Annotated in this window: 21 protein-coding genes and 1 tRNA gene; 11 read left to right on the forward strand and 11 right to left on the reverse strand. The window is 56.0% G+C overall.

The genetic code is table 11. The annotated features are described in order from the left end of the window. Positions 1-20: 20 nt before the first annotated feature. Entirely contained in the window at positions 21-431 is a 411-nt protein-coding gene (locus VFU50_11105) for a hypothetical protein (protein ID HEU5233402.1), read from the reverse strand. A 202-nt stretch (positions 432-633) separates the two neighbouring features. Between VFU50_11105 and VFU50_11110 the strand changes: the two genes are divergently transcribed. Beyond that, positions 634-927: a hypothetical protein gene (locus VFU50_11110; GenBank protein HEU5233403.1), complete on the forward strand. Its 294-nt coding sequence runs from the start codon at positions 634-636 to the stop codon at positions 925-927. A 143-nt stretch (positions 928-1,070) separates the two neighbouring features. Here the strand turns inward: VFU50_11110 and VFU50_11115 are convergent. Next, a tRNA-Ser gene (locus VFU50_11115) sits at positions 1,071-1,163 on the reverse strand. 296 nt (positions 1,164-1,459) lie between these two features. On the opposite strand from VFU50_11115, the gene VFU50_11120 reads away from it, so the two are divergent. Beyond that, on the forward strand, positions 1,460-2,521 hold the full coding sequence (locus VFU50_11120) for a P1 family peptidase (GenBank protein HEU5233404.1): 1,062 nt from the start codon (positions 1,460-1,462) through the stop codon (positions 2,519-2,521). 113 nt (positions 2,522-2,634) lie between these two features. On the opposite strand, the gene VFU50_11125 is transcribed toward VFU50_11120, so the two are convergent. Together VFU50_11125 and VFU50_11130 are read right to left on the reverse strand one after the other, a co-directional pair. Beyond that, complete coding sequence (locus VFU50_11125; GenBank protein HEU5233405.1) at positions 2,635-5,061, reverse strand: ABC transporter permease; 2,427 nt, start codon at positions 5,059-5,061, stop codon at positions 2,635-2,637. Positions 5,062-5,329: 268 nt separating this feature from the next. Beyond that, a complete protein-coding gene (locus VFU50_11130) occupies positions 5,330-6,745 on the reverse strand; it encodes a hypothetical protein (protein HEU5233406.1) in 1,416 nt (471 codons plus the stop codon). Positions 6,746-7,225: 480 nt separating this feature from the next. Here VFU50_11130 and VFU50_11135 point away from each other — a divergent pair, with 480 nt between their 5' ends. Next, a complete protein-coding gene (locus VFU50_11135) occupies positions 7,226-8,020 on the forward strand; it encodes a hypothetical protein (protein HEU5233407.1) in 795 nt (264 codons plus the stop codon). Positions 8,021-8,395: 375 nt separating this feature from the next. Here VFU50_11135 and VFU50_11140 read toward each other — a convergent pair whose 3' ends face one another. Further along, positions 8,396-8,863, reverse strand: coding sequence for a hypothetical protein (locus tag VFU50_11140; GenBank protein HEU5233408.1), 468 nt, complete (start codon positions 8,861-8,863; stop codon positions 8,396-8,398). A 580-nt stretch (positions 8,864-9,443) separates the two neighbouring features. Between VFU50_11140 and VFU50_11145 the strand changes: the two genes are divergently transcribed. Further along, positions 9,444-11,204, forward strand: coding sequence for a hypothetical protein (locus VFU50_11145; GenBank protein HEU5233409.1), 1,761 nt, complete (start codon positions 9,444-9,446; stop codon positions 11,202-11,204). A gap of 47 nt (positions 11,205-11,251) precedes the next feature. Here the strand turns inward: VFU50_11145 and VFU50_11150 are convergent, their stop codons facing one another. Then, positions 11,252-12,094, reverse strand: a complete 843-nt coding sequence (locus tag VFU50_11150; protein HEU5233410.1) for an energy transducer TonB — start codon at positions 12,092-12,094, stop codon at positions 11,252-11,254. A 217-nt stretch (positions 12,095-12,311) separates the two neighbouring features. Beyond that, positions 12,312-13,520, reverse strand: a complete 1,209-nt coding sequence (locus VFU50_11155; GenBank protein ID HEU5233411.1) for a glycoside hydrolase family 76 protein — start codon at positions 13,518-13,520, stop codon at positions 12,312-12,314. A 61-nt stretch (positions 13,521-13,581) separates the two neighbouring features. Here VFU50_11155 and VFU50_11160 point away from each other — a divergent pair, with 61 nt between their 5' ends. The 4 genes from VFU50_11160 (at position 13,582) to VFU50_11175 (ending at position 17,600) form a co-directional block, all read left to right on the forward strand. Continuing rightward, entirely contained in the window at positions 13,582-14,289 is a 708-nt protein-coding gene (locus tag VFU50_11160) for a hypothetical protein (protein HEU5233412.1), read from the forward strand. 229 nt (positions 14,290-14,518) lie between these two features. After that, entirely contained in the window at positions 14,519-15,184 is a 666-nt protein-coding gene (locus VFU50_11165) for a dienelactone hydrolase family protein (protein HEU5233413.1), read from the forward strand. 397 nt (positions 15,185-15,581) lie between these two features. Beyond that, complete coding sequence (locus VFU50_11170) at positions 15,582-16,316, forward strand: family 16 glycoside hydrolase (GenBank protein HEU5233414.1); 735 nt, start codon at positions 15,582-15,584, stop codon at positions 16,314-16,316. Positions 16,317-16,826: 510 nt separating this feature from the next. Continuing rightward, the gene (locus VFU50_11175; GenBank protein HEU5233415.1) at positions 16,827-17,600 is read left to right on the forward strand and encodes an exodeoxyribonuclease III; all 774 of its coding nucleotides are present in this window, start codon (positions 16,827-16,829) and stop codon (positions 17,598-17,600) included. A gap of 31 nt (positions 17,601-17,631) precedes the next feature. Here VFU50_11175 and VFU50_11180 read toward each other — a convergent pair whose 3' ends face one another. After that, positions 17,632-18,936 carry a prolyl oligopeptidase family serine peptidase gene (locus tag VFU50_11180; GenBank protein HEU5233416.1) on the reverse strand — a complete coding sequence of 435 codons (1,305 nt, stop codon included), beginning with the start codon at positions 18,934-18,936 and terminating at the stop codon, positions 17,632-17,634. Positions 18,937-19,167: 231 nt separating this feature from the next. Here VFU50_11180 and VFU50_11185 point away from each other — a divergent pair, with 231 nt between their 5' ends. Further along, entirely contained in the window at positions 19,168-19,818 is a 651-nt protein-coding gene (locus VFU50_11185) for a hypothetical protein (protein ID HEU5233417.1), read from the forward strand. 332 nt (positions 19,819-20,150) lie between these two features. After that, entirely contained in the window at positions 20,151-20,516 is a 366-nt protein-coding gene (locus VFU50_11190; protein HEU5233418.1) for a VOC family protein, read from the forward strand. 46 nt (positions 20,517-20,562) lie between these two features. Here VFU50_11190 and VFU50_11195 read toward each other — a convergent pair whose 3' ends face one another. Continuing rightward, the gene (locus tag VFU50_11195; GenBank protein HEU5233419.1) at positions 20,563-21,510 is read right to left on the reverse strand and encodes a VWA domain-containing protein; all 948 of its coding nucleotides are present in this window, start codon (positions 21,508-21,510) and stop codon (positions 20,563-20,565) included. Between the two features lie 281 nt (positions 21,511-21,791). Between VFU50_11195 and VFU50_11200 the strand changes: the two genes are divergently transcribed. Then, complete coding sequence (locus VFU50_11200) at positions 21,792-24,053, forward strand: DPP IV N-terminal domain-containing protein (GenBank protein ID HEU5233420.1); 2,262 nt, start codon at positions 21,792-21,794, stop codon at positions 24,051-24,053. A gap of 94 nt (positions 24,054-24,147) precedes the next feature. Here the strand turns inward: VFU50_11200 and VFU50_11205 are convergent, their stop codons facing one another. Both VFU50_11205 and VFU50_11210 read right to left on the reverse strand, forming a co-directional pair. Then, complete coding sequence (locus tag VFU50_11205; GenBank protein ID HEU5233421.1) at positions 24,148-25,431, reverse strand: ABC transporter permease; 1,284 nt, start codon at positions 25,429-25,431, stop codon at positions 24,148-24,150. Then, positions 25,424-26,326 (reverse strand): ATP-binding cassette domain-containing protein, encoded by a 903-nt coding sequence (locus VFU50_11210; GenBank protein HEU5233422.1) that lies wholly within the window; start codon positions 26,324-26,326, stop codon positions 25,424-25,426. The genes VFU50_11205 and VFU50_11210 overlap by 8 nt, the downstream gene beginning before the upstream one ends. Positions 26,327-26,479: the final 153 nt, after the last annotated feature.

Here is a 26,479-nt window from a genome sequence, read left to right on the forward strand (position 1 = left end):
TGCTCGCCTTATTGCAACCTCTAAACGCGCGCCACTGGCGAAGAGTTTTCCTCAACTTCGTGTCCGGGCAAAATTTCCCGCAACGCCCAATCGATACGCTGGATCGCATCCCGAATCGTGTTGAGCTGCATTTCCTGATCCTGAGAGTACGGCAGGTACATCACGGGCTGCAGTGCATTGCGCACGTGGTGATTCATCAGCTCGATCACCTGCAGTTTGCGGATCAGTTCTCTTTCTCGCCGCCGTTCGTAGAAAAATACAACGAGTCCAAGCAGTAAGGCGGCAGCGACGTTGTCGACCCAAAGAGTCCAACCGGTAATGCCTTCATGTCGCTGAAAAGCTTCAACCATCATTCCAAGCGAGAACGAGACGAATGCCAACAACACGCTGAGGAGGCCCTTGCGGAAGCTGATGTAGGCTTTCTGAGGCATGTACCTATTATCGCGGAAGTAAATTTTTACCAACGCGATCTTCACCAACACGATAATCCCGTTCACCCCAGCTCATACCGAATTCCATATACATTCACCCCTAAGCCTCCAAGAATTCGGAATTTTCGACATGCAAAACGTAATGTTTTGTTAAAGATACTGCTGGCCCATGACTTGCTTATAGCTGGCATAAGGGAGACTCATGAACCAGGAAATTTCAATCTCGTACCGGGCGGTCAAATCAAAGATCTACAAATTGATAGACGCTCTGGTCGAAGGCGAAAAGAACGAAGCCGAAGTGCAAGAGTCAATCCGCCGCTGGTGGAAGATGGTGCGCCCGGACGATCGGGCAGTCGCGGAAAAGTACCTCTCGATGGTCCTCAACCGGTCGAATGCTAGCCTGCTTGCGATCCGCGACGGCATCCCCACCTACGAGGCTTTCGAACTCGGACATCAGCATAGCGTGCGTGTCGGGAATCGACAGCCTGCAGCCTAAGGCAGAACAGATAGAAGTAGAAAACGGACCCATCAGGGTCCGCTTTTTTGCTTTCGAAGGTTCCTGGACTTCAGACACAGCCGATACCAAATCATGCGCGAGAAAGACGATTCAGTTTGCGTGCTGTCGCAAGCGAAGATATCTGGCGGAGAGGGGGGGATTCGAACCCCCGATAGAGCTTTTGACCCTATAACGGTTTAGCAAACCGCCGCCTTCAGCCACTCGGCCACCTCTCCGTGAGGTATAACAGGCGGGCTTTCAAGATTCTACTACGACGCGCTGCTCACCTTAATCTCCCAGCAATTTAAAAAACGCGGCGCCGCAAGATACAACAGATTCGATCAAACGAGCGCGATCAAGGTAGCGACTTCCACGTTTCGCGGGATGCTTTCGGCGCGAACAAGCCTGCGCTGTGCTGGTAACCTGTTTCGCTGTCATGCGCACAGCTATCTCCGCCGTTCTCTTGTTGACATCTTTCACTTCTGCTCAGAACACCACTTCCAACACGCGGCCTCGGACTTCGGATCTCGGGTTGAAGATTGGGGTTCTCGCCCGCGGTCCGCTCAACGCGATTACCGACGTTGAAGGCGTCGAAGTCGGACAGACCACAATCATTCGCGGCGACGACATTCGCACGGGCGTCACGGCGATTCTTCCGCATTCGGGAAATCTATTTCGGGAAAAAGTTCCGGCAGGGATTTTCGTCGGCAATGGGTTCGGCAAGCTCGCGGGCTCAACCCAAGTGGAAGAGATGGGAGACATCGAAACTCCGATCCTCTTGACCAACACCCTAAGCGTGCCGCAGGTGGCAGATGCCATGATCCAATACATGCTCGCGCTGCCGGAGAATCGGGACGTGTTGTCCATCAATCCAGTAGTTGGCGAGACCAACGACGGATATCTCAACGACATTCGCGGACGCCACATCGCACCCGAAGATGTTTTTTCCGCAATCAGGAATGCGAAAGGCGGTCCTGTGGATGAAGGCGCCGTCGGTGCCGGCGCCGGGACCGTCGCCTTTGGCTGGAAGGGAGGCATCGGCACCTCGTCGCGGAGGCTGCCACCGAGCCTCGGCGGATACACAGTAGGAGTGCTCGTGCAAAGCAATTTCGGCGGCGTGCTTACAATCGCTGGCGCTCCAGTTGGCCAGGAACTCGGTCAGTATTACCTGCGCAAAGAAATCGAGCAGCAAGGCAACAGCAAAGACAAGGCAGACGGCTCGTGCATGATGATCGTCGCCAGCGACGCGCCACTCGATGCACGCAACCTCAAGCGGCTCGCAGCACGTGCGTGGCTGGGAATGGCCCGCACCGGCAGCTCGGCGTCGAACGGCAGCGGAGACTACGCCATCGCATTCTCCACCGCGTCGCAAGTGCGAATTCATACCTCAGACAAGTCTCTAACCCGGCATATCGAAGTGCTCACCAACGACGCCATGTCTCCGCTCTTCGAAGCAGTCATCGAATCCACTGAGGAAGCCGTCTACAACTCCATGTTGCGTGCCACCACGGTGAGTGGAAACGGCCACACAGTTCAAGCACTCCCGATCGACAAAACAGTGGCAATCCTAAAAGCTCACCACGCAATTCAATAAAGCAGCTTCGGGCGTGTACTGGAACAAAATGGCGATCGCGATGGGAACCAACCGGAAGATCGCCGGCCTTTAACTTCAAACTTGAAATTTCGCCCTTCTCCAAACAGTGCTCATTATTCATAGCGCAACGCAACCAGCGGATCTACCTGGGTTGCGCGATATGCTGGCAAGAAACATGCCAGCAGTCCAATTGTAATCAGCACCGCGAGGACGGCGGCGAAGGTGATTGGATCGCGGTCTGTGATTCCCCAGACCTGATTGCGCAGGAAGCGCGTGAGCACCAGGCTCGACAATTCACCGATGATAATTCCCACAGCAATGATCGTGAGTCCCCGCACGAATACCATTTTCATTACCGCACTCCGCTGTGCGCCCAGCGCCATGCGGATACCGATCTCGTGCGTCTGCAGGCTTACGGTGTACGCCATCAGGCTGAAGATACCGATCGCCACCAAGGCAAGGCCGATGGCGGCAAATATCGCAAATATCAGCATGCCGAAGCGCGGCTCGGCGTAGGAGTTTTGCTGCAGGTGCTCGTCGAGCGTACCGGTCATAGTAAGAGCGACGCCCGGATCGACTGACCAGATCTCGCGTTGAACCGATGAGAGAATCGAAAGCGGATCGATTGCAGTCCGCACCAGCACGCCGCGTGCGAAGTCTCCCGATACGCTGTACGGTGCGAATGCTTCAGGGACGGGAGCCTCCTTCACTCCCATGTTCTTCTCGTTAAAGGTGACGCCAATGATTTCGAAGTAGGCGTCGTGAGGAGACTGCGGCATTCGGTCGAGGGCATCGAATTTGATGGCCTTTCCAATCGGATCTTCGTTGCCAAAGAAATCGTGAGCCAGCCTTTCATTCACGACGATGACATGGCGGGCTCCGTCCACATCGTTCTGAGTGAACGTGCGTCCGCGCATCAGGCGGATGCCGAGCGTCTTGAAGTAGTCCTCGCTGCAAAGTTGAAGCAGAGATCTTTTGTGCTCCTGCCCAGGGATCGTGACCTCGCTGCCAATTCCGCCGTACGGAGGCAGAGTGCTCGTTTCCGTCGCCGTGACTACTCCGGGCAAAGCCTGAATTTTCTGGAGCACGGCGCGGAAGAAAATCTGCTTTTGCTCTGCCGTGTCATACCGACCCCGAGGAAGCGGAGTGCGCGCAGTGAGGACGTGGTCGGGCGTAAATCCAAGATCGACGTGCTCCAGGGCGAACACGGTGCGCATCATGAGGCCGGCGGCTACCAGCAGAACGATCGAGAGCGCTACTTGCGAGACAAGGAGCGTGGAGCGGAAGTCAATGCGATGCGGTGAACCACTGACGCCCTTCATAGCATCTTTGAGCCGATCATGGAGTTCTCCGCGCACCGAGTGCAGCGCTGGAGCGAGGCCGCAAAGGAGCGTGGTCAGCGCAGTCACTCCCACGGCAAAGGCGAGGACGCGAAGATTCAGCCGGACCACAGCTTCTGAAGGGATGAACTCCGGCGGGATCGCCGCGACGATTCCCTTCAGTCCGAAGTACGCAAACGCCCAGCCTGCAAGACAGCCCAACGCGGCGAGAAGGAAACTTTCCACCAGCAACTGCAACACAATGCGCGAGCGGCTTGCGCCGATCGACGCGCGAATTGCGATTTCCTTCTGGCGGCGGGTGGCACGAGCCAGCAGGAGGTTGGCGACATTGCTGCATGCAATCAGCAACAACATGCCGACGGCGCCGAGCAGAATGAACAGCGTTGTCCGGAAGTAGTGAACGACGGAGTCGGTGAGGGTCCAGGTCTTTATGCGGAAGTTGGCTGGGTACAGTTTGGGATAAATCTTTGCCAGTGAGTGACCGATCACGTCGAGATCGCTCGCCGCAGCCTCAAGTGTCACCCCGGGCTTGAGCCGCGCCATTACGCCCATAAAGTGAAACGGCTCCGCGTCGGCAGGGTTAATCACGATCGGAAGCCAGAAATCCCCGCTCCCATAACGGAACCGAGGCGGCATAACACCGACCAGAGTTGTTTGTTTACCGTTGAGCGTCAGCAGGCTACCGACGACATTGGGATCGGCTTGGAATTCCCTCTGCCACACGCGGTAGCTCATCACCGCAACCGGCGGGGCATCCGGACGTCCATCGTCGGGAACGATTCCGCGTCCCAAAATGGGCTTCACTCCGAGAAACTCCAGCATGTTCGGAGTCATTGCAAATCCGCTGAACTGCTTGGTACCAGCTTTCTCCGTGTAGAGCACATCCATGCCGCTGCCGGCGATGATGTCGGAGAAGACGTGGTTCTGGTCGCGGTAAGCTGCGAATTCCGCCATGGTAAAGCCAGGACGCCCTTCCTGGTCCGGCTTGGAATTATCGTGGACGTAGAATCTCACGATATTGTCTGGGTCCCGATACGGGAATGGCTCCAGGACGACGGCGTCGATCACGCTGAAGATGACGGTAGTGGCGCCAATGCCAAGCGCAAGAGCAAGGATGGCGAGCAGCGCGAAGCTGCGGTCCTTGCGAATGCCGCGCAGCCCATAGCGCAAATCTTGCCAGAGGTTACTCAGAACGTCCATGGTTCTCCTCGGAAGAGAGCCGCCAAAATCATACATCTCATGGATGAAGCGAGCGTCCGTCGATTCAGTGAAACCTCTCTACACGCGCCGATTACGCGATCACCCGATTCTTCTCTATACCCATCCCTGTCCTCTCAGCCTCCCCCCTGCCCCTCCCCTTTTCGCAAAATCCCTGGAGCAAAGGGCTTAGCCCCGATTCCCGCTCATTTTCCCAATTTGGAATACAGCATCTTGGGATCGCGACTTTTACAAATCCAATATCTTGGGATCACCACTTGAGAATTGCGCCTTTCCCCGCTCTCCGTACCGCTACCGTGGCTACCTGGATTCCGTAAAGCAGAGTTGCCGCTCGTTTCGGGTCTATCCTTTCGTTCGCCAGGTGGCGGCAGATGTTGCTTACCGCCATCTTGATCGCGAGATCGTCTTCCAGCACCGGCATCTCCAGCGGGGAACGTGCTGCGGCGCGCGAACCTGCACTCGTGGTGTTTTTGCGCTTGCGATCCTCCGCAGTCTTAGAGTGGAAGTAGCAAAACCGCTTGCGCCGCAGCGCCGGTGAACCGCACTGTTGGCCATCGGCCTTGATGAACTGGCAGCGCGGTGCGTCGTCGGCAGTTCGCGCTTTCTCGTCCGGTTCGTTCAGCGGGATCGGCTTGTCGTAATCGTAGTTGTCAATGTAGGCCTGATACTTCTCAGGATCCAAGGCAGCGGCAGCAAGCTCCGGATAGACAGTCTTGATGTACTCACCCCACCACACCAGGCGCATGGAGTTCATTGGCTCCTCGAGCTCCTGATCGGGATCATCCCAAAGCCACGGATGCCGGTTCTCGAACTCTTCTCCTCTCGTGTTGGCTTGCTCCATATCTCTGGCATCGAGAGCGCAGACGTCTTGATCTCCCGAACTGCCATCCGGGGAAAGAGCAACCGCAGCGTTCGTGCGATCAGTCTCCGTGGGCTGCGGTTGACCCGTTTCAGCCGGACGAATCGCCGAATGAAGCTCTTCGCTCGGTGCCGGCTTGGGTGCAGCGCACGGATCTGTCGTGGGCGAATTAATGAGCGAATTGGGAAAAGATGACTTCGCTTCTGCAGCCGGATCGCCTTCTGCGCCTGGGCTAGCCGGTTCTGTAGCAGGAACCAATTTCCCGTCCAGAGAAAGAGCAAATTTCTCTCTGTCAGGGTTGGTGCCAGCTAAGATCTGCGTGCGTCCATTGGGAGTTTCTTGTTTAGCCGAGCGCTCCGCCTGAGGCGGACCAAGTGCCGATGGCCGGTTTTCCCGCGCCACACCGAGCCGCTCGAGCATCTCCGGATAGGTAGAGGTGATTAGCCCATTCGGTCCGATGACCTTGGTGCTAACCGGCGCGCCGGCGCTCGCCTCTGTGTAGTGTTCACAGATTGTGATCAGCACCTCCTCTCCTCTAACGCGCACAGTGTGGCTGGTTCGCTTGTCCCACTCGCTCGTACATGAAGCTTGAGGCTGGGTCGCGATGCCCGGCGCGACCAGCAACCCCATCTTCTGCCGGTAGAGCATCTGCAGCATGTGGTCATAGGTGGGCGCCTCAAGACCAGTGTCAGAGCGAAACCAATGCCGCTCCGCCACCCCGGGAACATTGCCCTCAGACTCCCAGCATTCCCAGAACTGAAACTCAAAGTCCGCAATCCGGCCAGTTCGTGGCTCCTCTCGCTTCATCTTGTATTCTCCTTTTGTTCGCTCACGATTGTACCGTAATGGAACTGCAGTTGAGCGGCTGATTCGAAGAAAAATAATGTGGAAATCTCAACGAAGAATCAGCGAGTTGCGGAGGTTAGACCCACGGTATTTTGATCCGTGGTTCGTCAAGATCAAAACACAACACGGATTGCACGGATGTTACGGATTTGTAAATGACAGAAGCGAGGGCGGTCTCCAGCAATCTCGATTGCCTGGAAGCAGTATCATTGAACGGTTCGACGGAGTGTGGCTATGCGACGCCTCATTCTCTTCTTCTGCTGCAATGTCACCTGCGCAGCCGTTCTTTGCGTTACCTCTTTTGCTGATTCCAAAGCTAAGACTGACGTGGAACTGCGCGGCCTGCACGGGCCTGTCCGTTTCGTACACAGCGAAACTAGATTGTTTAGGCCGGATGGCCAGCCAGCGACTCAACGCTTCGTTCGGAGGTTCAGCTGCGTCGTGCCCACGAACCAGCAAGAAGACATCAGCTTCGATCGCGATGGATGGATCACCGAAATCGTGAGATATGCCGCAGGCATAAAGACGGAGGATCTGATCTTCCGCCGCAATGGGTGGATCATCCTCTCCCAAGAGACGACATTCTTCACTGGACCTAAGGCGCGCAAAGAAGTGCAGACGAACGACGCGCAGGGTCGGCCCATGGAGCTGCTCATCTCTACTCTGAGCGGCACTCTGCTGGAGCGCACCGAGCGCCAATACGGAACAGGAGGTATACGCGAGCTAACCTACGATGGTTCGGGCAAACTGCTCGATGACACTCTGAGGACGGAGAAGGAGGAGCGTATAGACGGTGGTCTAGTGCAACGAACGTCCGCCAATGGGAATCTCGAAAGTGTTGTAACCAGGCAGGGCACGCGTTCCCAGGCTATCCGCTACTCCAGCGATGGCACAGTGAAGTTACGATCGATTTTTGAAACCGGTAATAACGAAGCCTATGGTGGCATAACCACCAAGGACGGCTTTGAGAGTGCGTTTACGAGAGACACAGCCGGAAACAACTTCCAGATTTCCCATGACCCGAAGGTCGGCTGGACAGTAACCACGAGCAGCCGGAGCAGCATAAAAAGGGAGCACTCCGACCAGAATGGGAATTTGCTAAATACTGTGACTACAAGCTACGACCAGTATGATCAGCACGGAAGCTGGATTCATTCGACCGATTCCACCACTGTTCCAAACTCAGAGCCGCGAGTGGATTCGGATACCACACGCACCATCACCTACTACGAGTAGATCGTTCGCCGTTCACGCCGCGGAGAGCAGTCGCCTGGGTCGGGTAATTCGATATAGGGTATTTGTCATCCTGAGCCTGGGTTGAAACAGCAAAAAAACTCGATGGATTCCCGTTATGGGATTCTCCCCAGACGAAGCGACCATCGCTCCTGACGGTCCAGGTCTTCCCACACGAAACCAACAATTTCGCAAGACCAATTCGGCAGAATCGAAGATCGCACATCCTACTTCGAGAGAAGGATTCCCAACTTGGGAGCCTCGGGTGTCGCAGAAAGTCGGTGCCCGGAGCCGTAGCGACGGGGGTGCTTTCGTTCATGCGCTGCGTCTCGCTACGCACAGGCCTTCGGCAGAGTGGTAGTGGATTCCTTCATCCGTTTACTCGTTCTTAAAGGTAGCCAGAAGGATCGCTCCGCCCAGAACTGCAGCTAGACTGGACCCCAGCTCAAACAGTCCGATAAGACGCGCACTTGCCAGTTCGTAACGTACGGACGAAACCAGGGCTGGGGAATGCGAAAACTTCCAGGCCAGGATAAATCCCGTTACTCCCAACCCAGCAAAGAACAGCCCCGTTACCGCACCAATGGCCTTCGCAGCACGTCCAGCAATCACACTAATTCTCTTAGTGCTATCTGCATCCAGATGATGATTACTTTGGCGCGCGGCCACGGCGATCTGCCTCTCTGAACTGCCTGGCGGAATCAAGTCAATCTCTCTCATTTCCGGAATCCCTGCAAAAACTCGCCAAGGCAAATGCCGGAAAGCCGACCACACGAGATAGATTCCCAGCGCACTGAACGGAGCAAAAAGAACCAGCCGTGAAAGAACGGAAAACAAACTGCGCATGCTGGGGTCGGGCGAGGTCTGCCGGCCGAGTGAGCGGCAAAGCCAGATCCCCCAGGCTGAAATTGCGGAACAAGCTACGACAACGATCAACCGTAGCCATTGCGACAATGATCTATCCATTTTCATCAGAGCCCGCGTTGTCGTTCAGCATTTTCTCAGAAACGCACTATCGCGGTTCGTACGGATCTGGTTACTTTGGTGATCACTTTATCCTTCCCATTATGGAGCTTTGAAACCTTCTGGCAAGACTTCTAAAGAGCGGGTCGGCTGCGCTAAAAAGAAATGAGACATGCGAGTGAACAGGCTGTGGTCTTTCTGAGGCAGTTACGACCTAAGTCTTCATTTCCATAAACACGTTGACTCGAGCGTATTGGGACCGAATTACCTGGTCAGGCAAACCGTCTTCGGCGCCCACGGAAAGTCATAGAGGTGAATCGTGTTTGCCATTTTGCGATTGGTTTTGAGGTATACATCTGACGGGAGTACCAAAGTGCGGCGGAGTCGGATGAAGCACGAAAATAAGTGACTAAAATCATGGGCAGAACACACAAGTCCGATCACCCGGAATCAATCGTTTCGAATGAAGGCGAAAGTCGCAATTTGGGCCATTCTGCTTGCCGTCGCTTTGGTGCCGACTTGTCTTTCGGCGCAGCCGACGCAGCATGATTGGTACATCACGAGGGTAGAACATCACGCTCCCATCGAAGTCATCTCACTTACCAGCGACGATGGTTCGGTTCGCGTTACTGTTCCCGATCACATTTTCACTGGAGAGCGTTTCTACGGTACGGTCGAATTACCGCCGGAAGGCGCCAGCACGGCCACGCAAAGCTACTTGCTGCATTTTGGTGAAGAGGTAGCCGCCGCAAAGAATGGAAAATTTTCGTGGCAGGCACCGATCGTTTCCGCTGACACGGACGTTCCGCTTCTCGTCACAGACTTCCGAGGCGCACGTGTGGCCCTGGCGACGCTCACGGTATATGCACACCCCGCCGTGGACGGACAGGAAACGCCGCTCTATATCCCACGGATCGCTCAAGCTGGCCGCCCACTTGTCATAAGCGGATCCTTCGATGGTACGGGCGCGGGCATCTCTCTCGACTTCGGCAGCGAGGCTGCCGAGCTGATCACGCAAAGCCCTCATGAGTCAGTGTTCATGGTTCCACACGGACTGCTTGGGAAGACGAACTACGCCTTTGCGCAAAACGGGAAAACGCGGGGCGGAGTGATCCGTTGCATGGTGCTGGAACAAAGGCTTGGTTCGACTTCGCTGCGCAACGCTGCCAACACACCTTACCAACTCGTTGTCCGAGGACTAGCGGAAATTGATCGCGAAGTGGCAATCAGCTTCCGCAATGAGACGCCGACACTGGCATCATTCGGCCCAGCGCGCGTGACGCCGAAAAACCGCAAAAGTGAGCCTGCCGAGATTATTTATTTTCCGCACGACGCCGAACTTGTATTCATTCAACCTGCGTGGGTGCAGAAGGACGGCACGTTCAGGATCGACCGAGTTCTTACTGGTATCCAGCCGGGCGAGATTCGTGTGAGCGCATTCGTCGTCGTTCCGGCAGATATGGAAGAAGAGGTCTCCCTTCTATTGAAAATGGCGCGGCAAAACTTCACCGACCTGCCGGGGCAAGAGCACGCCGCCATTATGCGCGAGCGCTATGGCGATCGCGCGATGCAGCTCCTCGAGAGTGTGCTCGACCGGCAGCCTGATTTTGGTGAAGCTGCCGACGCGATGCTGTATCTCGATGCGGACGCTGCTGCTCCCGCGATTTTCCGCGCAATCGGCCGCAAGCCCATTTACAACTGGGATTTCGCGCTGGATTGGTACATGCGCAAGCTCGACAAAGACGCGAATTATCGATTTCGCAAAGAGCTGCACACGGCGGCAACGCAGATCATCGAAGCGGCACCGACTGTCACCGCGGTGCGTGCTCTAGTGCAGACAGGCTCGGCCGCCGATGTTCCGATTCTGGAACAGGCGTATATGATTCCCGACCTGCACCCGGTCAACCGGAATATGGTGGAAGCGGCGCTGGGCAAGTACGGCAATGAGGCTGCGGTACAGGCGATCGAAAACAAACTGAGCGTTGTTGTTGCCGAGGTACCGCCGGGACTGGACTTCAGGTGGGCTACGGAGGAGGCAGCTTTTACGCAAAGCGCAAGACTCATCCCGGCTTTGTGCCGGCACCTGCACGATCGCTCGTGGGATTTCGGCGATTACTCCGTGGCTCCTGCAAGCGACGCTGCCGCCGCGATTGAGCAGATTCGGAAAGCAAATAAAAACATAGATCCTCAGCAGCTTGAATGTTCGGCAGAGCAAAAGCAGTAGCGCGCTGTCACCCCGGGGTGACAGACGGGACGAGACCGCCGCTTCCCTCAGTCGGGCTTGATGTCTGTTCTGACTACGATCGCCTGCGCGGCGTTGTCGAGCGCGTCGGCGTCAGCGTTCTTGCCTACGTGACGCAGCAAGATTGCGTGCTCGGACATGATGGTCTTCAATGTCTTCGCATACTGGTTCTTTAGGAACTCAGATCCAATCTTGTTTTGAGCAGCTCGGAGAGTAGTTTCTGCACGTTCGTAATAGGGGATGGCTTCCTCAGTGCGGTGATTCGTCGTTAATCCCATTCCCATGTGGTGATAGGCGTATGCCATCTCGGCATCGTCGTCGTGCAGCTTTTTCTTTGCACTTTCGAGCTGGTGTTGAAAATAGGTGAGCGCCTCGGGAAATTTGTAATCATAGAAGTAGGCTTGTCCCAACAGCCCGTAAGCTTCAAAGCGCTCCATTTCGCGCGCGGCGGGTAGCTGCTCGCCCAGCTTAGCCTCTTCTGTGCAGATGCTCTGCGCCTCGGAGAAGTGGCCGGCGGAAATCGCAGCGCGACACCGCTTGTCGTCAGCGAAGTACCGGCGCGAAGTCTCCTCTTCCTTTTTATAGTTCGCGTCGGGGATCCCCAGCGAAAACGGAATCGACACCGCTGTTGTGACCTCGGATGCTTTCCCGTCAACCAAGAATGGGCTGTAATGCCACTGCTTCACCGCTTCTATCGACGACTCGATGAGCATGGGGTTGCCACTGACTCTGTCCACACGTAAAACTGACCCATCTGCGGCAATGACCAGCTTAAGAACTACTGTGTCCTGTATCCGGAGCGTCTTGGCAAAGGTGGGATACACGGGATCGATCTTCTTAACGAGGTGGTGCGCGGCGTCTTCAGCAGACACTTCAGCAATCTTTGCGGGCGAAGGCGCAATAACAAAGAACAACACGGCAACTGAGCATAGAGCGCGAACAATCACGGCCACCGATGATATCGCAACCGTCCACCTCCAATCGCAAGCGGTTTGCGCATGAAGTCTTCAGGCATCGGCGTGCAGATTGTGGACGAGATCGAACTGGTACCTTACTGCCTGAAGGCATTCACTGTGCTTCTACATCTTTTCAATTCGTATTTTCGACTGCCGCAGCGCCGACGATAGCGTCTAGCGCCGAACTCTGGATCGCCGCATTGCTTGTGGTGAAGGGCCCGGACCACACTTGTCCAAACTGTGTATTGGGACCTTGCGCCTTTTCCCAAATTGAATCTGCATTTGCGATGATGAATGTCTTGTAGGCGGGCTGCGCGCTCAGGCTGTAGAGTCGGACGAGATTTCGCACGAAGATGCCTTTGAACTGTACACCATCTGCTCCGCACTTCGGTTCACACGGATCGTGGAGAATCCCGTTGCTGTCTGCGAGAGATTGAATGGCGGCGCTCGCAATTGCATTTGCGCTCTGTATCGTGGTTCGTATCGTGGTTCGGTCCGCAGCGGCTTTCGAAAGCTCGCTAAGGCCGTTCAGAATGACTCCCTGGTTGTAAGTCCATGTTGTTTTGCCGTTGTTGACACAAGTTGTTCCCGCCTCTCCGCTGGTAATTGCTAGCCCATCGTTGATCAGATTGCGAGAGTTGATCATTCCTGATCCCGAGAACCAAAGCCATTCCTTCTTCGCCCAATCGAGGTACGTGCGCTTGTCCGCGGAATCGCGATTTGCGAGTGAGGCCGAGACCGACAGGAACAACTCGTTGGCGATGGCGTTCTTGTAGGTTCGATCTTTACTCCACCAGATGCCGCCACCGCACACATTGTCCCAGCCGCCGGCCATGTCAGTGAAAATGGATTCGGCCATCGAAAGGTAATCATGGCGGCGAGTCAGATCGTAGGCATCGATCCAGGCAAGGGCCCACCAGCCCTCGTCGTCGTAGTACTTATTCAGGAATCCCGGCTGTCTCTGGTTGCCGGCCTGCGCAGCCGTGAAGGTGGTTGCGAGTTCAGAATCGTACTGATGCGTACTTGCGACTCTTGCATAGTCGATCAGCACCGTAAGCGCATTCGCCGAATTCCACCAACCGGTTGTTCGATACAAACCACTCGCTCGGTTGTACCAGCCTTGGAGTGTCTGGATTCCCGCAGTAGCATGCTGCAGGTGCGTGGTCGTCGAGATCGGCTGCGGCGGGTTCGAGTTACTGCGATGAGCCCTGCCGCCCGAGGCCAGCAACAGAACCAATAGCAGACCACCAACACCGCGAATTCCCGGAAGCATGGTTTGGCGATGCTTAGCACATTCGAAATCTACCGGATTCGTTCCACATAGTACGCGTGGGCGACTCATCGAAATTTTACGTGCAACTCGTACCAGAGCTATTATGCGCAATCATCGAAGGAGGTCTCGAATGAATCGCAGAAGCATTTCTCTTTTGAGCGCAGCCGCACTCCTTTGCTTCGCATGGACTTCTTCTCCATCTCAAGTAGCAGAATCGAGTCAATTGCCGGTGGGCAGCACGATTCCCGTAACGCTCGAAAAGAGCGTTGACGCGCGGAAGAACAAGGCCGGCGACAAGGTGATCGCACGAACAACCGAGAGCGTGAAGTCACAAGGTCAAGTTCTGATACCGAGGGGCTCGCAGATCATCGGTCGCGTGAGCGAAGCTAAGGTCCGGTCCACGGAAGAACCGGAGTCGGTGCTGGGCATCATTTTTGACCATGCTGTTCTCAAAGGTGGTCGCGAACTTCCGCTGGCGCTGACGATCCAGGCGATCGCACCTGAGATACCTGAAACCCGGGATCCCTCAGAGATGCCGCGGATGACGGCAGCGACTGCGGGAGGGCTTGGCGGCGGCGGAAATTTGGGACCGATGTCCGATCCCAACGCCGGCGTTCCAGGAAGAATCGGGAGTCCGAACTCTGTTTACGTTCCAGATGGGCAGCTCTCAACGAATGGAGGACTTACCCCAAGCTGTCACGGAGTGCTGGGAATCGAGGGCTTGGCACTCGCTCAGGAAAGCCCAGATTCATCCAGAGCATCACTGATCATTTCCGAGCGGCACAACGTGCATTTGTACGCCAGAACACAAATGATGCTGCGCGTGCTGGATAAGTAGACGGTCCACACGATTGTTAGGAAACGAATGAGTACGTTCTGGCTTATTCGGGGTTTTCCTCGTCCCCGAATTTCCCCACGTTCTTGCCGCCTCTACTCGATCGCGCGCGCATCCATTGGCATCGCGCCGAACGTCGACACAATCGTTACCGCCACTCCGGCGATGAGGAACATTTCCTGTGGGCTCCACATAATTGGAACGCAGGGCGTTGCGATTAGTATCAACAGCAATGGACATCAAGCTAAAGGCCGATGACGAACGCGAGTTGGCTGCGTACGTGTCGCGGCCACGTGAGAGTGCGAGCAGGGCGGTGGTCGTGATTCAGGAGATCTTCGGCGTGAACCATCACATTCGCTCGGTGGTGGATGGTTTTGCGCACGACGGATATATGGCGGTTGCGCCGGCGTTGTTCGATCGTGTTGAGCGTGGGGTTGAGCTGGCTTACACGCCCGACGACATGAAGCGTGGATTCTCGATCGCGAGCAAAATTGGGATGGAGGATGCGCTGCGGGACGTAGCCGCCGCCGTGGAGTATGCGGCGTCCCAGATTGGGAACGGGCGTGTGGGGGTAGTCGGATACTGCTGGGGTGGATCGCTGGCGTGGATGGCGGCAACTCGTCTCACTGTGGCCGCGGCCGTGGGCTACTACGGAGGACGCATCGCGCAATACGCAGAGGAGAAGCCGGGCTGTCCGGTGATGCTGCACTTCGGCGCAAGGGATCAGCACATTCCCGCTTCGGAGATCGACAAGATCCGGGCCGCGCACCCTGATGTTCCCATTTACATGTACGACGCCGGACACGGCTTCAATTGCGAAGAACGCAAAGATTTCAGCCCACAATCCGCAGTGCTTGCCCGCAAGCGGACTCTGGAGTTCCTGCAGGAATACCTCTGATCGCGGCCTTTCGATCCACTCAGCGCAGCGCTTCCCATGGAAAATCAGGAATCCTGACCGGCCACATCCGTTCTGCGCACGGGGCAACGCTCGAAGTGGCGTAGAAAGGTAATCCTTTTCTTAAGGCGCTCCGCTACGGTCCACCACAGCAAAGAAACGCGCTTTGTTGGCGATGCCGGTTGCTACGCGCAGGCCCTCGGCAGAGTGGCCAGACTACAATCTACTTCCGATACGCAGGATGGCCGCACAGTATTTGCGGGCATCGCAAACGACGCGCGCGCGAAGGGGTTCTACGTGCTGGCGAAAAGCGCTGAACAGAGCAATGTCGGAAGATGAGGCCAACAACCCAGGATTTAAAAGGTACCACTCTCTCCCGAATCGGGAAAACGGTGAACATATGCGTCTGCCCAAGCAAGCATTAGCCATAAAGTCTCTCATCACCATTGCAGTGCTGGCATATCTCGCGATAGGAGGTTTAGGTCAACCGCCCAGCCCCAAAGCTGCGGTTAAGCCTACGACCGTCCCGCTGGACAGATTGGATGAGCAGCAGCCTCGCAATGTGAAGACGGAATGGATAACGTACAAAGGACGTAAAGCGCTCCGCGTGATTGACGCCGCACCGCCGGATGCTGCCGACGGGATTCAACTTGTCATCTTAAATAAGACTGAGTTTCGGGACGGCACGATTGAAATCGAATTAACGGGTGAACCCAATCCGGCGGCAAAGAACACGGCAGCGCGAGGATTCGTCGGTGTGGCCTTCCGCGTCAATCTTGACCCCGCGAAGGACGCTGCAAAGTACGACTGCTTCTACCTGCGTCCGACGAATGGGCGCGCCGACGACCAGGTGCGACGCAACCATTCGACCCAATACATTTCTTACCCGGACTTCCCCTGGTTTCGATTGCGTAAAGAATTCCCGGAGAAATACGAGAGCTATGCAGACGTCGTGCCGGGAGAATGGACCAAGCTGAAGATCGAAGCGCACGGTGACAAGGCGCGCTTGTACGTGCAGGGGGCGCCGCAACCCGCCCTGATCATCAACGACCTGAAGCAGGAGCAAGGCAAGATAGCCTTATGGGTTGGAACCGACACGATCGCGCACTTCGCCAATCTACGCGTATCACAATGATTTCGAGAATCAGCCACTGTGCGTAGCGTCGGCGATTCCGGAAGGTAGCTTGGATCAAAATGGGAAGCGGAAATCGGGGACATCCTGACCGCCGCATCATCTCCCCGAGGTGCAACGGAGTTTCAGAGTGGTTGCCCTCCCGGCCTCCGGCCTTTGATGCCGTCTGATTTCCATTGAGGGCGGCGGCAAATGCGTAAGCGACCTCGCTTACATCCCAGACAGCAGAGAATCGTTCTCCAATCGACAAACCGCGCCAGTAGCGGTCGGTTTCGGCTTGCTGTTTCTTGTGATCCGTGATTCCAGAAATGTTCTTATTTGCAGGCATGATTCCAGCTTTCGAACGGAGCGTACAGAGACTAATTCGACGATGTCTGTGTGTCCGCCGAATTCACTATATGTCGCGGGGGAAACGAATCACTCCTGGAAGAATCCCGGACAACCGCATTCAACCAATGCAAGTGATAAAACAAAGAGTCGCGCGACGATTGCTTTGTCTGCGCCACATCGCACGTGAAAGTCGCCACTTTCAACATCAACGACATCAATAAACGCTTTCACAATCTTTCGACGTGGTTGTCGAAGGCGGAGCCGGACGTCGTTTGTCTGCAGGAGCTCAAAGCCGAGCACGACGCCTTTCCCGCAGAAAAATTGCAAGCTCTTGGGTATGAAGCAGTCTGGCGAGGAGAGCGCTCGTGGAATGGGGTGGCGATCCTTGCTCGTGATTGCGCTCCTGTCTTGACGCGCTCGACTTTGCCGGGTAGCCCTGACGATCACCAGGCGCGCTACATCGAGGCCGCCGTCAAAGGAGTGTTGATCACTTCCATCTATCTGCCGAACGGCAATCCTCAGCCCGGTCCGAAGTTCGATTACAAGCTGGCGTGGTTTGAACGTCTCATCACGCACGCCGCCGAACTGATGAAAGCCGGCGTGCCTGTGATACTGGCTGGCGACTATAACGTGGTGCCAACGCCACAGGATATCTATCCGACGCGCTCCCTTGATCACAATGCCTTAATCCAGCCTGAGAGCCGCCGGGCTTTTGCGCGACTGCTGTCACAAGGATGGACGGATGCTCTGCGGCGCTTACAGCCAAGAGGTCCACTGTGGACGTTTTGGGACTACAAATTTGAACGCTGGCAAAAAGACAAAGGCATGCGACTCGACCACTTCCTGCTCTCGCCAACAATTTCGAAGCGGCTCGTCACCGGCGGTGTGGACCGGTGGGTCCGCGGGGAAGTAAACGCGAGTGATCATGCGCCGGCGTGGATAAAGCTCGATGTTTGACGTCGTGCCGGTTCGCGGAATTCGGCGGTGGCTATTGTTCGGAAGCATGCGCCGCGGACGTGGCGTGCGCGACCCAGGACGGATACACAAAGTCTTCCTTCACCTTCTGCCAGTCCTCACGCGGGAGCACGTCGAGCTGATCCGCCGAAAGACCAGGCACGTTCGCCTGTAAGGCTGGCAGACCTCCCTCGTGATCGTCGCGCAACGCGGCCGCGCTCTTGCTCAGCCGGACGCCGGTCTTCTCTGCCCAATCGCGGATCAAGATGATTGGCTTCTTCTCAATTTCGGCGCGGGTCCAATTCGGGAATGATAGCTGCCGGTCGAGCCACAACGCCGTATCGCGCTCCAGCCATGTGGGACGGTGCCCGGCTCCGGGAATGAATTCGGTCTCGAAAACGTTCTTGTCGCTGCCGTTTATCGCCACCACTCGCGAGCGCAAATCCTGAAAGAAGTCCTGCGCGTGGTGCGGAATATCGACAACGGTGTCTGCCAGACCATTCACAATGAAGGTGGGACCGCGTCGCGCGTTCAGCGTGAAGAGGGCTGCGCCGCGGTCCCCGAGAAAATTCAGTGCCTTGTACGGACCGCTCTGGCACATCACCTTGTAGCTCGAATCCCAGTAGCCACCCGGGCCATCGAGATCGCCGCCACCTGTGAGCACCAGCGCGTGTATGCGCTCATCGACCGCGCCGGTGAGCGCGCTGACAAACGAGCCCATGGAAAAACCCAGAACAGCGATGCGTCGGCCGTCCACGTCGGAACGGCTGCGGAGGTACGACACGCCCTGCATCGCATCGGTGATCATCAGCCCGCCCATGCGCTGCGGCAGCGTGGGGATTTCGATGATCTTGTCGTGCTCGATCGACAGCGGTTCGTGGTCGTCGTTCCGTTCTTCCGAGCCGATCGGATCATACGTGACCACCACCGCGCCCGCCTGCGCGTAGAGGACACCGGTGTAGTACGAGTACCAGGCTGTCTTGTCACCGCCATGGCCATCGACGACGACGATGCCGGGCATTTTCTTCTTTGACGATTCCGGTCGATAGACGATTGCCGGAATTCTCATCCCGAATTCCGTTCCGTAGCTGACGCGCTCGGCAACTACGCCCGGCACTGGGGAAAAACTACCGTGTGTTTCCGGCTTGAGTTCCGGCAGCGGATCAGGAACGAAGAGCGCCTGGCGGATCTGCCTGCGCCACTGCTTCACCTGCTGTTTTGACGCCGGTGTGGCGAACGCGGGAGAGTGCGCCTTCACATCGAAAGGCTCTGACTTTGTCTGTTGCGCGAAAAAGGCAAGTACCAGCAGCGAAACGACCAACAAAATGGCAGATTTCATCGTTCTCCGAGAGTTTATTGGGCAGCATTAACAATGAAGAAGGATGAAAGTACGCTGCCTGAGAGAGAACGTCAAATTCAAGCCCTGAGTACACGACTTACTACGGAAATCATTGGCTGCCGGTCTGAAATTCTGAGGTATCTTGATTCCTGAGAATCAGGATGGCAAGGCGCGGAGTATCACGCGTCCTCCTTCGTTAGGCTTCTAGTGGCGCATTGGTTCCGATCGACGTTGCAGTCCTGCCTTCGCGGGCAGAAGAAGTTGCCGCCATTTGGGCTGGCTCTGTCGCTATCCGGAATTCTCCATCTTGGCCTCTTGCTGCTGTGGTTTGAGTTTGTACACACCACTCGGTTCGTTCTTGTCACCGACGTGATGGTTGCAGCTTCACCTGTCTCTCACGAAGCCATCGTATTCCAGCCGCAAGCTTCCTCCGGCGCGGCGCTCCTTCCAGCGCGGCGCCGCATCAGGCGCCCGCACAAAGCAGCGCCGGCCAATCCCAATATGGGATCTTCCGAATCAGCTATGGCGACGCTCCGTAAGGAGGCACAGCGCACCACTGCGAGCCTGATGAAGCAGCTTAAGTTCCGATTGAACTTTGGCATTGGAAGCAAGGATTACGAACTACCGATTCATAAAGAGGGCGAAATTCCTTTGATCAGTGCCGCCGATCTGCCGCCCCGGTTCGAGCAGTACCTGGAGATTGAAGTGTTAATTGATGTTACCGGCAGTGTCGCCGAAGCAAAGATCGTACATGGAGCTGCGGATCAGAAGATCGAGGACCGTCTGCTTGCGGCGGTTCGTCAGTTCAAATACATACCAGCCAAGTATCTGCAGAGACCGGTGCCGTGCCAGATGGACATCGTGGTCCACATTCCGAGCTGATCCAGGACTGCGGCGCCACGCAGGCGGGATAAAACGGTCGGGTGCTCGGCGCTTCAAATTCCACGCTTCCAGAATTCCATCCCAGCAGGTATCGTTGCTCCACTCGCACAAAATGCTGGGAAGAGGATGGAATGAGCTTTCCAAGGCGACAATTCCTTCAAGCCCTGTCATACGCTTTTGGGTCCAGCTTGATTTTGCCCCACAGAGAGTTAGCCATGGTGGCACAAAACGTCACACAGCCAGCGAGTCCTGCGCCGCCCTCAGAACCCCCTGCGGTAGCGGGAGGTGCATTTGCAAAGGCCGCTGTTAAACACGAATCGGGAGGAACGGGAATGGAAAAAGTCGCCGGAATTGGAGGGTTGTTCTTCCGCGCTCATGATCCCAAAGCGTTGGGCGCGTGGTACCAGCAGCACTTGGGCATCGCGCTTACGCCAACCAGCGAAGGCGGAACCGTTTGGCAGCAGGAGGCCGGACCGACCGCTTTCAGTCCTTTTCCCGAAACGAGCAAGTATTTCGGGGATGCCAACAAAGTCTGGATGGTCAACTTCCGAGTGCATGATCTCGACAAAATGGTGGCCCAGCTACGAACAGCAGGGATTGAAGTCAAAGACCCGGAATCTTATCCGAACATCGGGCGCTTCACTCGTCTGCATGACCCTGAAGGAAATCCCATCGAATTGTGGCAGCCTGCAGACTGAACTACTGATAGTCCCCAGAGTAAGGCGAAACAAGAGTTTGACGAAGCTATTTAAGCGGGCCGGGCGGATCAGCATAATAGCCGCGCCGGGAGCGTACTCTGAAGCCGCCGCGAACAGTGCGGATGCGAACCGATCGAAAGCGTCCATCGCGGATCAAATGCGCCGGACGATAGGCTACGAAATACTGAGCACGTATCGCTTCTTCCGCTCGTGAAAGCCCTTTCAGCACACCTCTTTTCGTGTCCGCAAGAAAGAGCTGGCCGCCGCTGAATTCCGCCAACTTGCGAAGCTCACGAGAGGGAGAGGAATACCCGGTGTAAACAACCAGCACGATGACTCCAGACCGCAAAGCAGTCTCAAGCGACTGGTTGAAGCTCGAGTGACTGCTGTTATCTTCACCATCGCTGATCACTACCAGCACATTGCGTCGATGCGAATCATTACTCGCATCGACCAATCGCTTGCATGCAAATATGACGGTGTCATAGAAGGCGGTTCCACCCGCCGGATCGCGACGCATCACCTCCAGTAACGTGTCGCGCGCTCGCGCCCAGTCACTCACGAGGTGCGGCCGAAAGTTGAAACCGACAATCCAGCCGGCATCACCAGCGCCGATAACGCGCTTCAGAAATTGAGTACTTACATCCAGTTCGTATTTCACTCTTCCATGCACTGAGCCGCTCAGATCGATTGCGACCGCCGTATGCAGGGGAACCTCGGATTGCTGCTCGAATGCTCTCAGCTCATCTACCTGTTCGCCATCGTCTGACAAAATGAAGTCTTTTCGTTCCAGGCCCGCCACAGGTTTTCCTTTTTGGTCCAGAACCGTAAAAACCTGCGTCACCTCGTTTGCCGTTGACTCAAAGCGCGGAGAAGATTCGAGCGTAGGGGAAGGAAGTTGCGCAGCGAAAAGCGCCGGGATTGCCGCCACGGCAGCGAAAACGAACTGCCGCAAGATCCCGCATGCAATGATCACGATTGAAGCGCTTTTCACAGGGCAGATAATCTATACCGTTTCTGCTTTCTTTACAGCTGTCAGGAGGCATTGTTCGCGCGCATGAGTTTTGCTTCGCCATTCGCCGCGAGGACTTGCTGGAGAATGCTTGTGATCGTATCGAGTGCCTTATAGTCTGTCCGGCTCCAGGCCGCTAAGTCACGTTTGGCATTCTTCGGCGCTGTACCGTACCATCCTCCTTCAATTCATTCGGAGAATTTCTCATGTGCCTGCATGTCGTTCGGCGGTTTGTATTTATTTCAATCCTGCTGTTGTCTGCCGTGTCCTTCGGGCAGCAAGCTGCGCCGGCTTCTGAAGCGCCGAAGGACACGATCACCCGCATCTTCAGTGGGGAATTTAGAGAGCGTTTGTCGCCTCCGCCGCGCTGGTTCGATGGCGGGCAATCGTATATCGAGACGGAAGCAGCGGCCGGGGAGCATGGGCATGACGTCATAAGGTACGACACGGCGACGGGCAAAAAACGCGATGCCCTGATCACCGCCGCGCAGCTCACTCCTGCGGGAGCAAAAGAGCCGTTAGAGATCGCCGCTCTTAGTTGGTCGAAGGACAACCAACGCGTCCTGATCTTCACGAATACTCGTCGTGTGTGGCGCACCAATTCTCGAGGAGACTACTGGTTCCTCGACCGCACGACGGGCAAGCTCAAAAAGCTGGGTGGAGATGCACCCGAGGCTAGCTTGATGTATGCCAAGTTTAATCCTGAGGCGACCAAGGTCGCCTACATCAAGAACAACGACATCTATGTCGAAGACCTCGCGAGCGGAAACATTCAACGCCTCACTCACGATGGCTCCGATCTTGTCATCAATGGCGGCTCCGACTGGGTGAATGAAGAAGAACTCGATCTGCACGATTGCTTTCGCTGGAGTCCGGACGGCAAGCAAATTGCGTTCTGGCAATTTGACTTGCACGGCGTCGGAGATTTCGCGCTCATGTATTACCTGGGCAAAGAGCGCGAGATCGTCACTGAGATCCCCTATCCGCAGACCGGCCCGTATCCAGTGGAGATGCAGGTCCCTTATCCGCTGGCAGGGACCACGAATTCGGCCGTGCGCGTTGGCGTCGTGAATGCTGATGGCAATGGAGAGGTGAAGTGGATGAATGTCCCAGGCGACCCACGCCAGAATTACATAGCGCGCATGCAGTGGGCCGATGCTGACACGCTCCTCATCCAGCAACTCAACCGCTTGCAGAACACCGACAATTATCTTCTCGCCGACGCCGGCTCGGGGACCGTCCACCAGATGTGGCGCGATCACGATGACGCCTTCATTACTATCGGCTTTGGCGGATTGCCGGAGGCGCAGCCGATTCATGATGGCCGCCAGTTCCTCGCCGTCAGCGAAAAAGATGGATGGATGCACGTCTGGGCGATCGATCGCAGCGGGCATGAAACGCTAGTTACGCGCGGAGCCATGGACACCGCGGGAATTGAAGGCGTCGACGAAAAGGGCGGATGGGTTTACTTCATCGCCTCTCCCGATAATGCGACTCAGCGTTATCTCTATCGCTCACCGCTCGACGGCAGGGCCGATCCGGTGCGTGTCACCCCGCGCAACTTCGTCGGCGTGAATACTTACGGCATTTCCCCAGACGGGAAGTACGCCTTCCACAGTTTCTCCAGCATGAACGATCCTGGGCTGCGCGAACTGGTGTCTCTGCCGGATCACAAGCTCGTGCGCGTCAGCAGCGATAGCGCGGAATACAAAAAGAAGATTGCGCAATTCCTCGCAACCGGAGTGGAGTTCTTCAAAGTCGATGCCGGCGATGGTGTGACGGTAGATGGCTGGATGATCAAGCCACCCAACTTTGATCCGTCGAAGAAATACCCGGTGCTCGTGAACATCTACGGTGAACCAGCCGGGCAGACCACGCTCGACCGCTGGGGTGGCAACGGCAATCTATTTCACCGCTACATCGCGTCGCTTGGATACCTCGTAGTCAGCTTCGACAATTCCGGGACTCCCTCGCCACGAGGCCGTGCGTGGCGGAAGGCCGTCTACGGTGATGTCGGGTTTCTCTCGTCCAAACAGCAGGCGCAGGCTCTTCGTTCGCTCGGCAAGATGGACAGCTTCGTCGATCTCGATCGCGCCGCCGTATGGGGTTGGAGCGGCGGCGGCACCAACACTCTCAATCTGATGTTTCGCTCGCCCGATCTTTACAAGGTTGGCATGGCGGTCGCGCCGGTGCCTGACCAGCGCCTCTATGACTCGATCTACCAGGAACGCTACATGGGTCTGCCGCAGAACAACGTCGATGGCTACAAGCGCGGCTCGGCGATTAACCTCGCGGAAGGATTAAAGGGCCATCTGCTGATTGTGCACGGATCCGGCGACGACAATGTTCATTACCAGGGAACGGAATTGCTGGTGAATAAGTTGATCGCGCTCGGGAAATCGTTCGACTTCATGACTTATCCGGGTCGCTCGCATGGCATCTTTGAAGGCCCGGGCACTACCGTTCATCTCTATCACTTGCTCGCACGGTACCTTACCGAGCATCTCCCGGCAGGTCCGCGGTGAAGTCTGGGATCGCGATCGCAAAATGGGAATGGAGACACTTCGAGCCTAGCCGCGATCACGATTGGCTTGGTCCATTGCTCGACATGGCCTTCTCTCAGGCGTACTTCAGCCACTTCATAATTTCCGGCAGTGTCGGACGCTTGCCGTACATGAGGATTCCCACTCGATAGATGCGCGAGCAGATCGCGAGCATGGCGTAGATGGTCCCGACCAGCAGCACCAAACTCAGAGCTATCTGCCAGACGGGAGGGGTTTCCACGAGAATCCGGATGTACATCAGCAGTGGCGTGCAGAACGGGATGAGCGATAGAACCGTCGCCATTGTAGAGTGCGGCTGAAGGATGACAGGAGTCATGAAGATTACCGAGACGATCATCGGCATCATGATGACAAACTGAAATTGCTGAGCTTCCTGCTCGGAGTTCACCGACGCTCCCAAAGCCGCAGCCAGAGCCGAGTACAGGATGAATCCCAAAATGAAAAACACGCCAAAGAACACCATGTTGGCGATGCTCAGATTCAGGTGAAACTGCTCGCCTCCGATGCTGATCGCCTGCGCCGCGAACGGAGTGGCTGCGAGGGTCCAGATTGCGATCTGAGTGATTCCAACTGCTGCAGCGCCCAGAATTTTGCCTGCCATTAATTCTTTCGGAGTTGCAGCGGAGAGCAGAACCTCGAAGATGCGCGAGTTCTTTTCTTCAAGTACAGAGCGCATCACGCTCATGCTGTACATAAGAATGGTCACGTACAGCAGGATCATTAACAGGATCACTGAGAAGAACGTTCCCATTCCACTGGACTCAGTCACTCGACCGTTCTCGATCTTCTTCGCTTGCACATCGACTGGCTTCAGTGCATCTTCGATTTCCTGAGCGCTTGCGCCATGTTTTCTCAAAGACTGCTGCAGCAACGCGCGACGAACCGCGCTGCTCAAGGTGCCTACGGTATCGAGGTCGCCTGAATTTCGCGAGCGATAACTGAACTTGCGGGCGGTCAGCGATTCCGGCGGCGCCCAAAGATAGCCGTCGATTTCATGTGAATTGACCTTTTGCGTGAGAGCTTCCTCTTCCTGCGCGCTCACATTTGTATCGACCTGAAAATCAAAGTTACGGGTTGCTGAGTCCGAAGCTTTGCCCTGGCGCGAGGTGTTCTCGGCATCTGGCTTACTGAATTGGTCGCCGATATCCTTCGCGAACTGCGCGTCAGAGGTAGCTATCACGATGTGCTGCATCTCGCCTGAATGCTTCGAGGCGATCATGCTGGGAAGCACGGTGAAGCCGAACATCATTGCGGGCAGAAGAATCGTCATGACGATGAACGATTTCTTGCGCACGGTTTCGAGATATTCCCGGCGAGCGAATAGCAAAGTGTTATGCATCGGTCTTCCCCACGGTGTCGATGAAGATATCTTCGAGCGACGGCTCGACCAGTTCGAATTTGTTTACGCGCGAGCGCTGCGCAACAGCCTGAAGAAGCTTTTGTGAGTCGGCGCCGGGAACCATGCGTACTTCCACGTAATTGCCGTAGTTGTTGAACGATTGCACGAGGCCGTTTTCGCGCAGAAACTCATCCGAGCCTTCGTATTCGATCTGTACATTGCTGCGTCCGTAACGTCCTTTGATCTCCTTCAACTTGCCTTGCAGCACGGCTTCGCCGCGATTCACGAGGCAGATCGAACTGCAGAGCTTCTCGACCTGGTCCATGCGATGGGTGGAAAACAGGATTGTGCGACCCTCCTTGCTGAGTTCGCGCAGAACGTCCTTGAGGAGCGTTGTATTCACGGGATCGAGACCGGAGAAGGGTTCGTCCATTATGAGGAACTCGGGATCATGCAGCAGGGTGGAGATGAACTGCATCTTCTGCTGCATGCCCTTGGAGAGCTCTTCGGTTTTCTTGTCCATCCAGCCTGCGATGTCCATGCGTTCGCACCATCGTTTGGCGCGCGCCAGGGAGTCAGAAGCGGAGAGTCCGCGCAATTGGCCGAAAAGCACCAACTGCTCGCTGACCTTCATCTTCTTATATAAGCCGCTGGTTTCCGGCAGGTAGCCGACGCGTTTGAGATGCTCGCGGCGGAAGGGCTCGCCGAACATCCGAACCTGTCCGGAATCGGGAACCGTGATGCCGATCATCATGCGAATGGTGCTGGTCTTGCCGGCTCCATTCGGGCCAAGCAGGCCAAAGATGCTGCCTTGCTCGATCTTCAGAGAGAGGTCCTTCACCGCGACAAATTTGTCGTAGCTCTTCCGGACCTGATCCAATTCGACTGTGTACATGGTGGTATTTACGTGAGTTCTTGCGTCCCAGTTCGACGATTCTCGGACGAACTGCAAAAGATTGAACACGGAGGGCACGAAGGAAACGAAGGTCAAAGACAATTGCGCTGGTCTCGATGGTTTCTGTTTTCCTTTGCGCCCTTCGTGTCCTCC

This window comes from Terriglobales bacterium (genome assembly GCA_035764005.1).
In the GTDB taxonomy this organism is placed as follows: domain Bacteria; phylum Acidobacteriota; class Terriglobia; order Terriglobales; family Acidobacteriaceae; genus Gp1-AA112.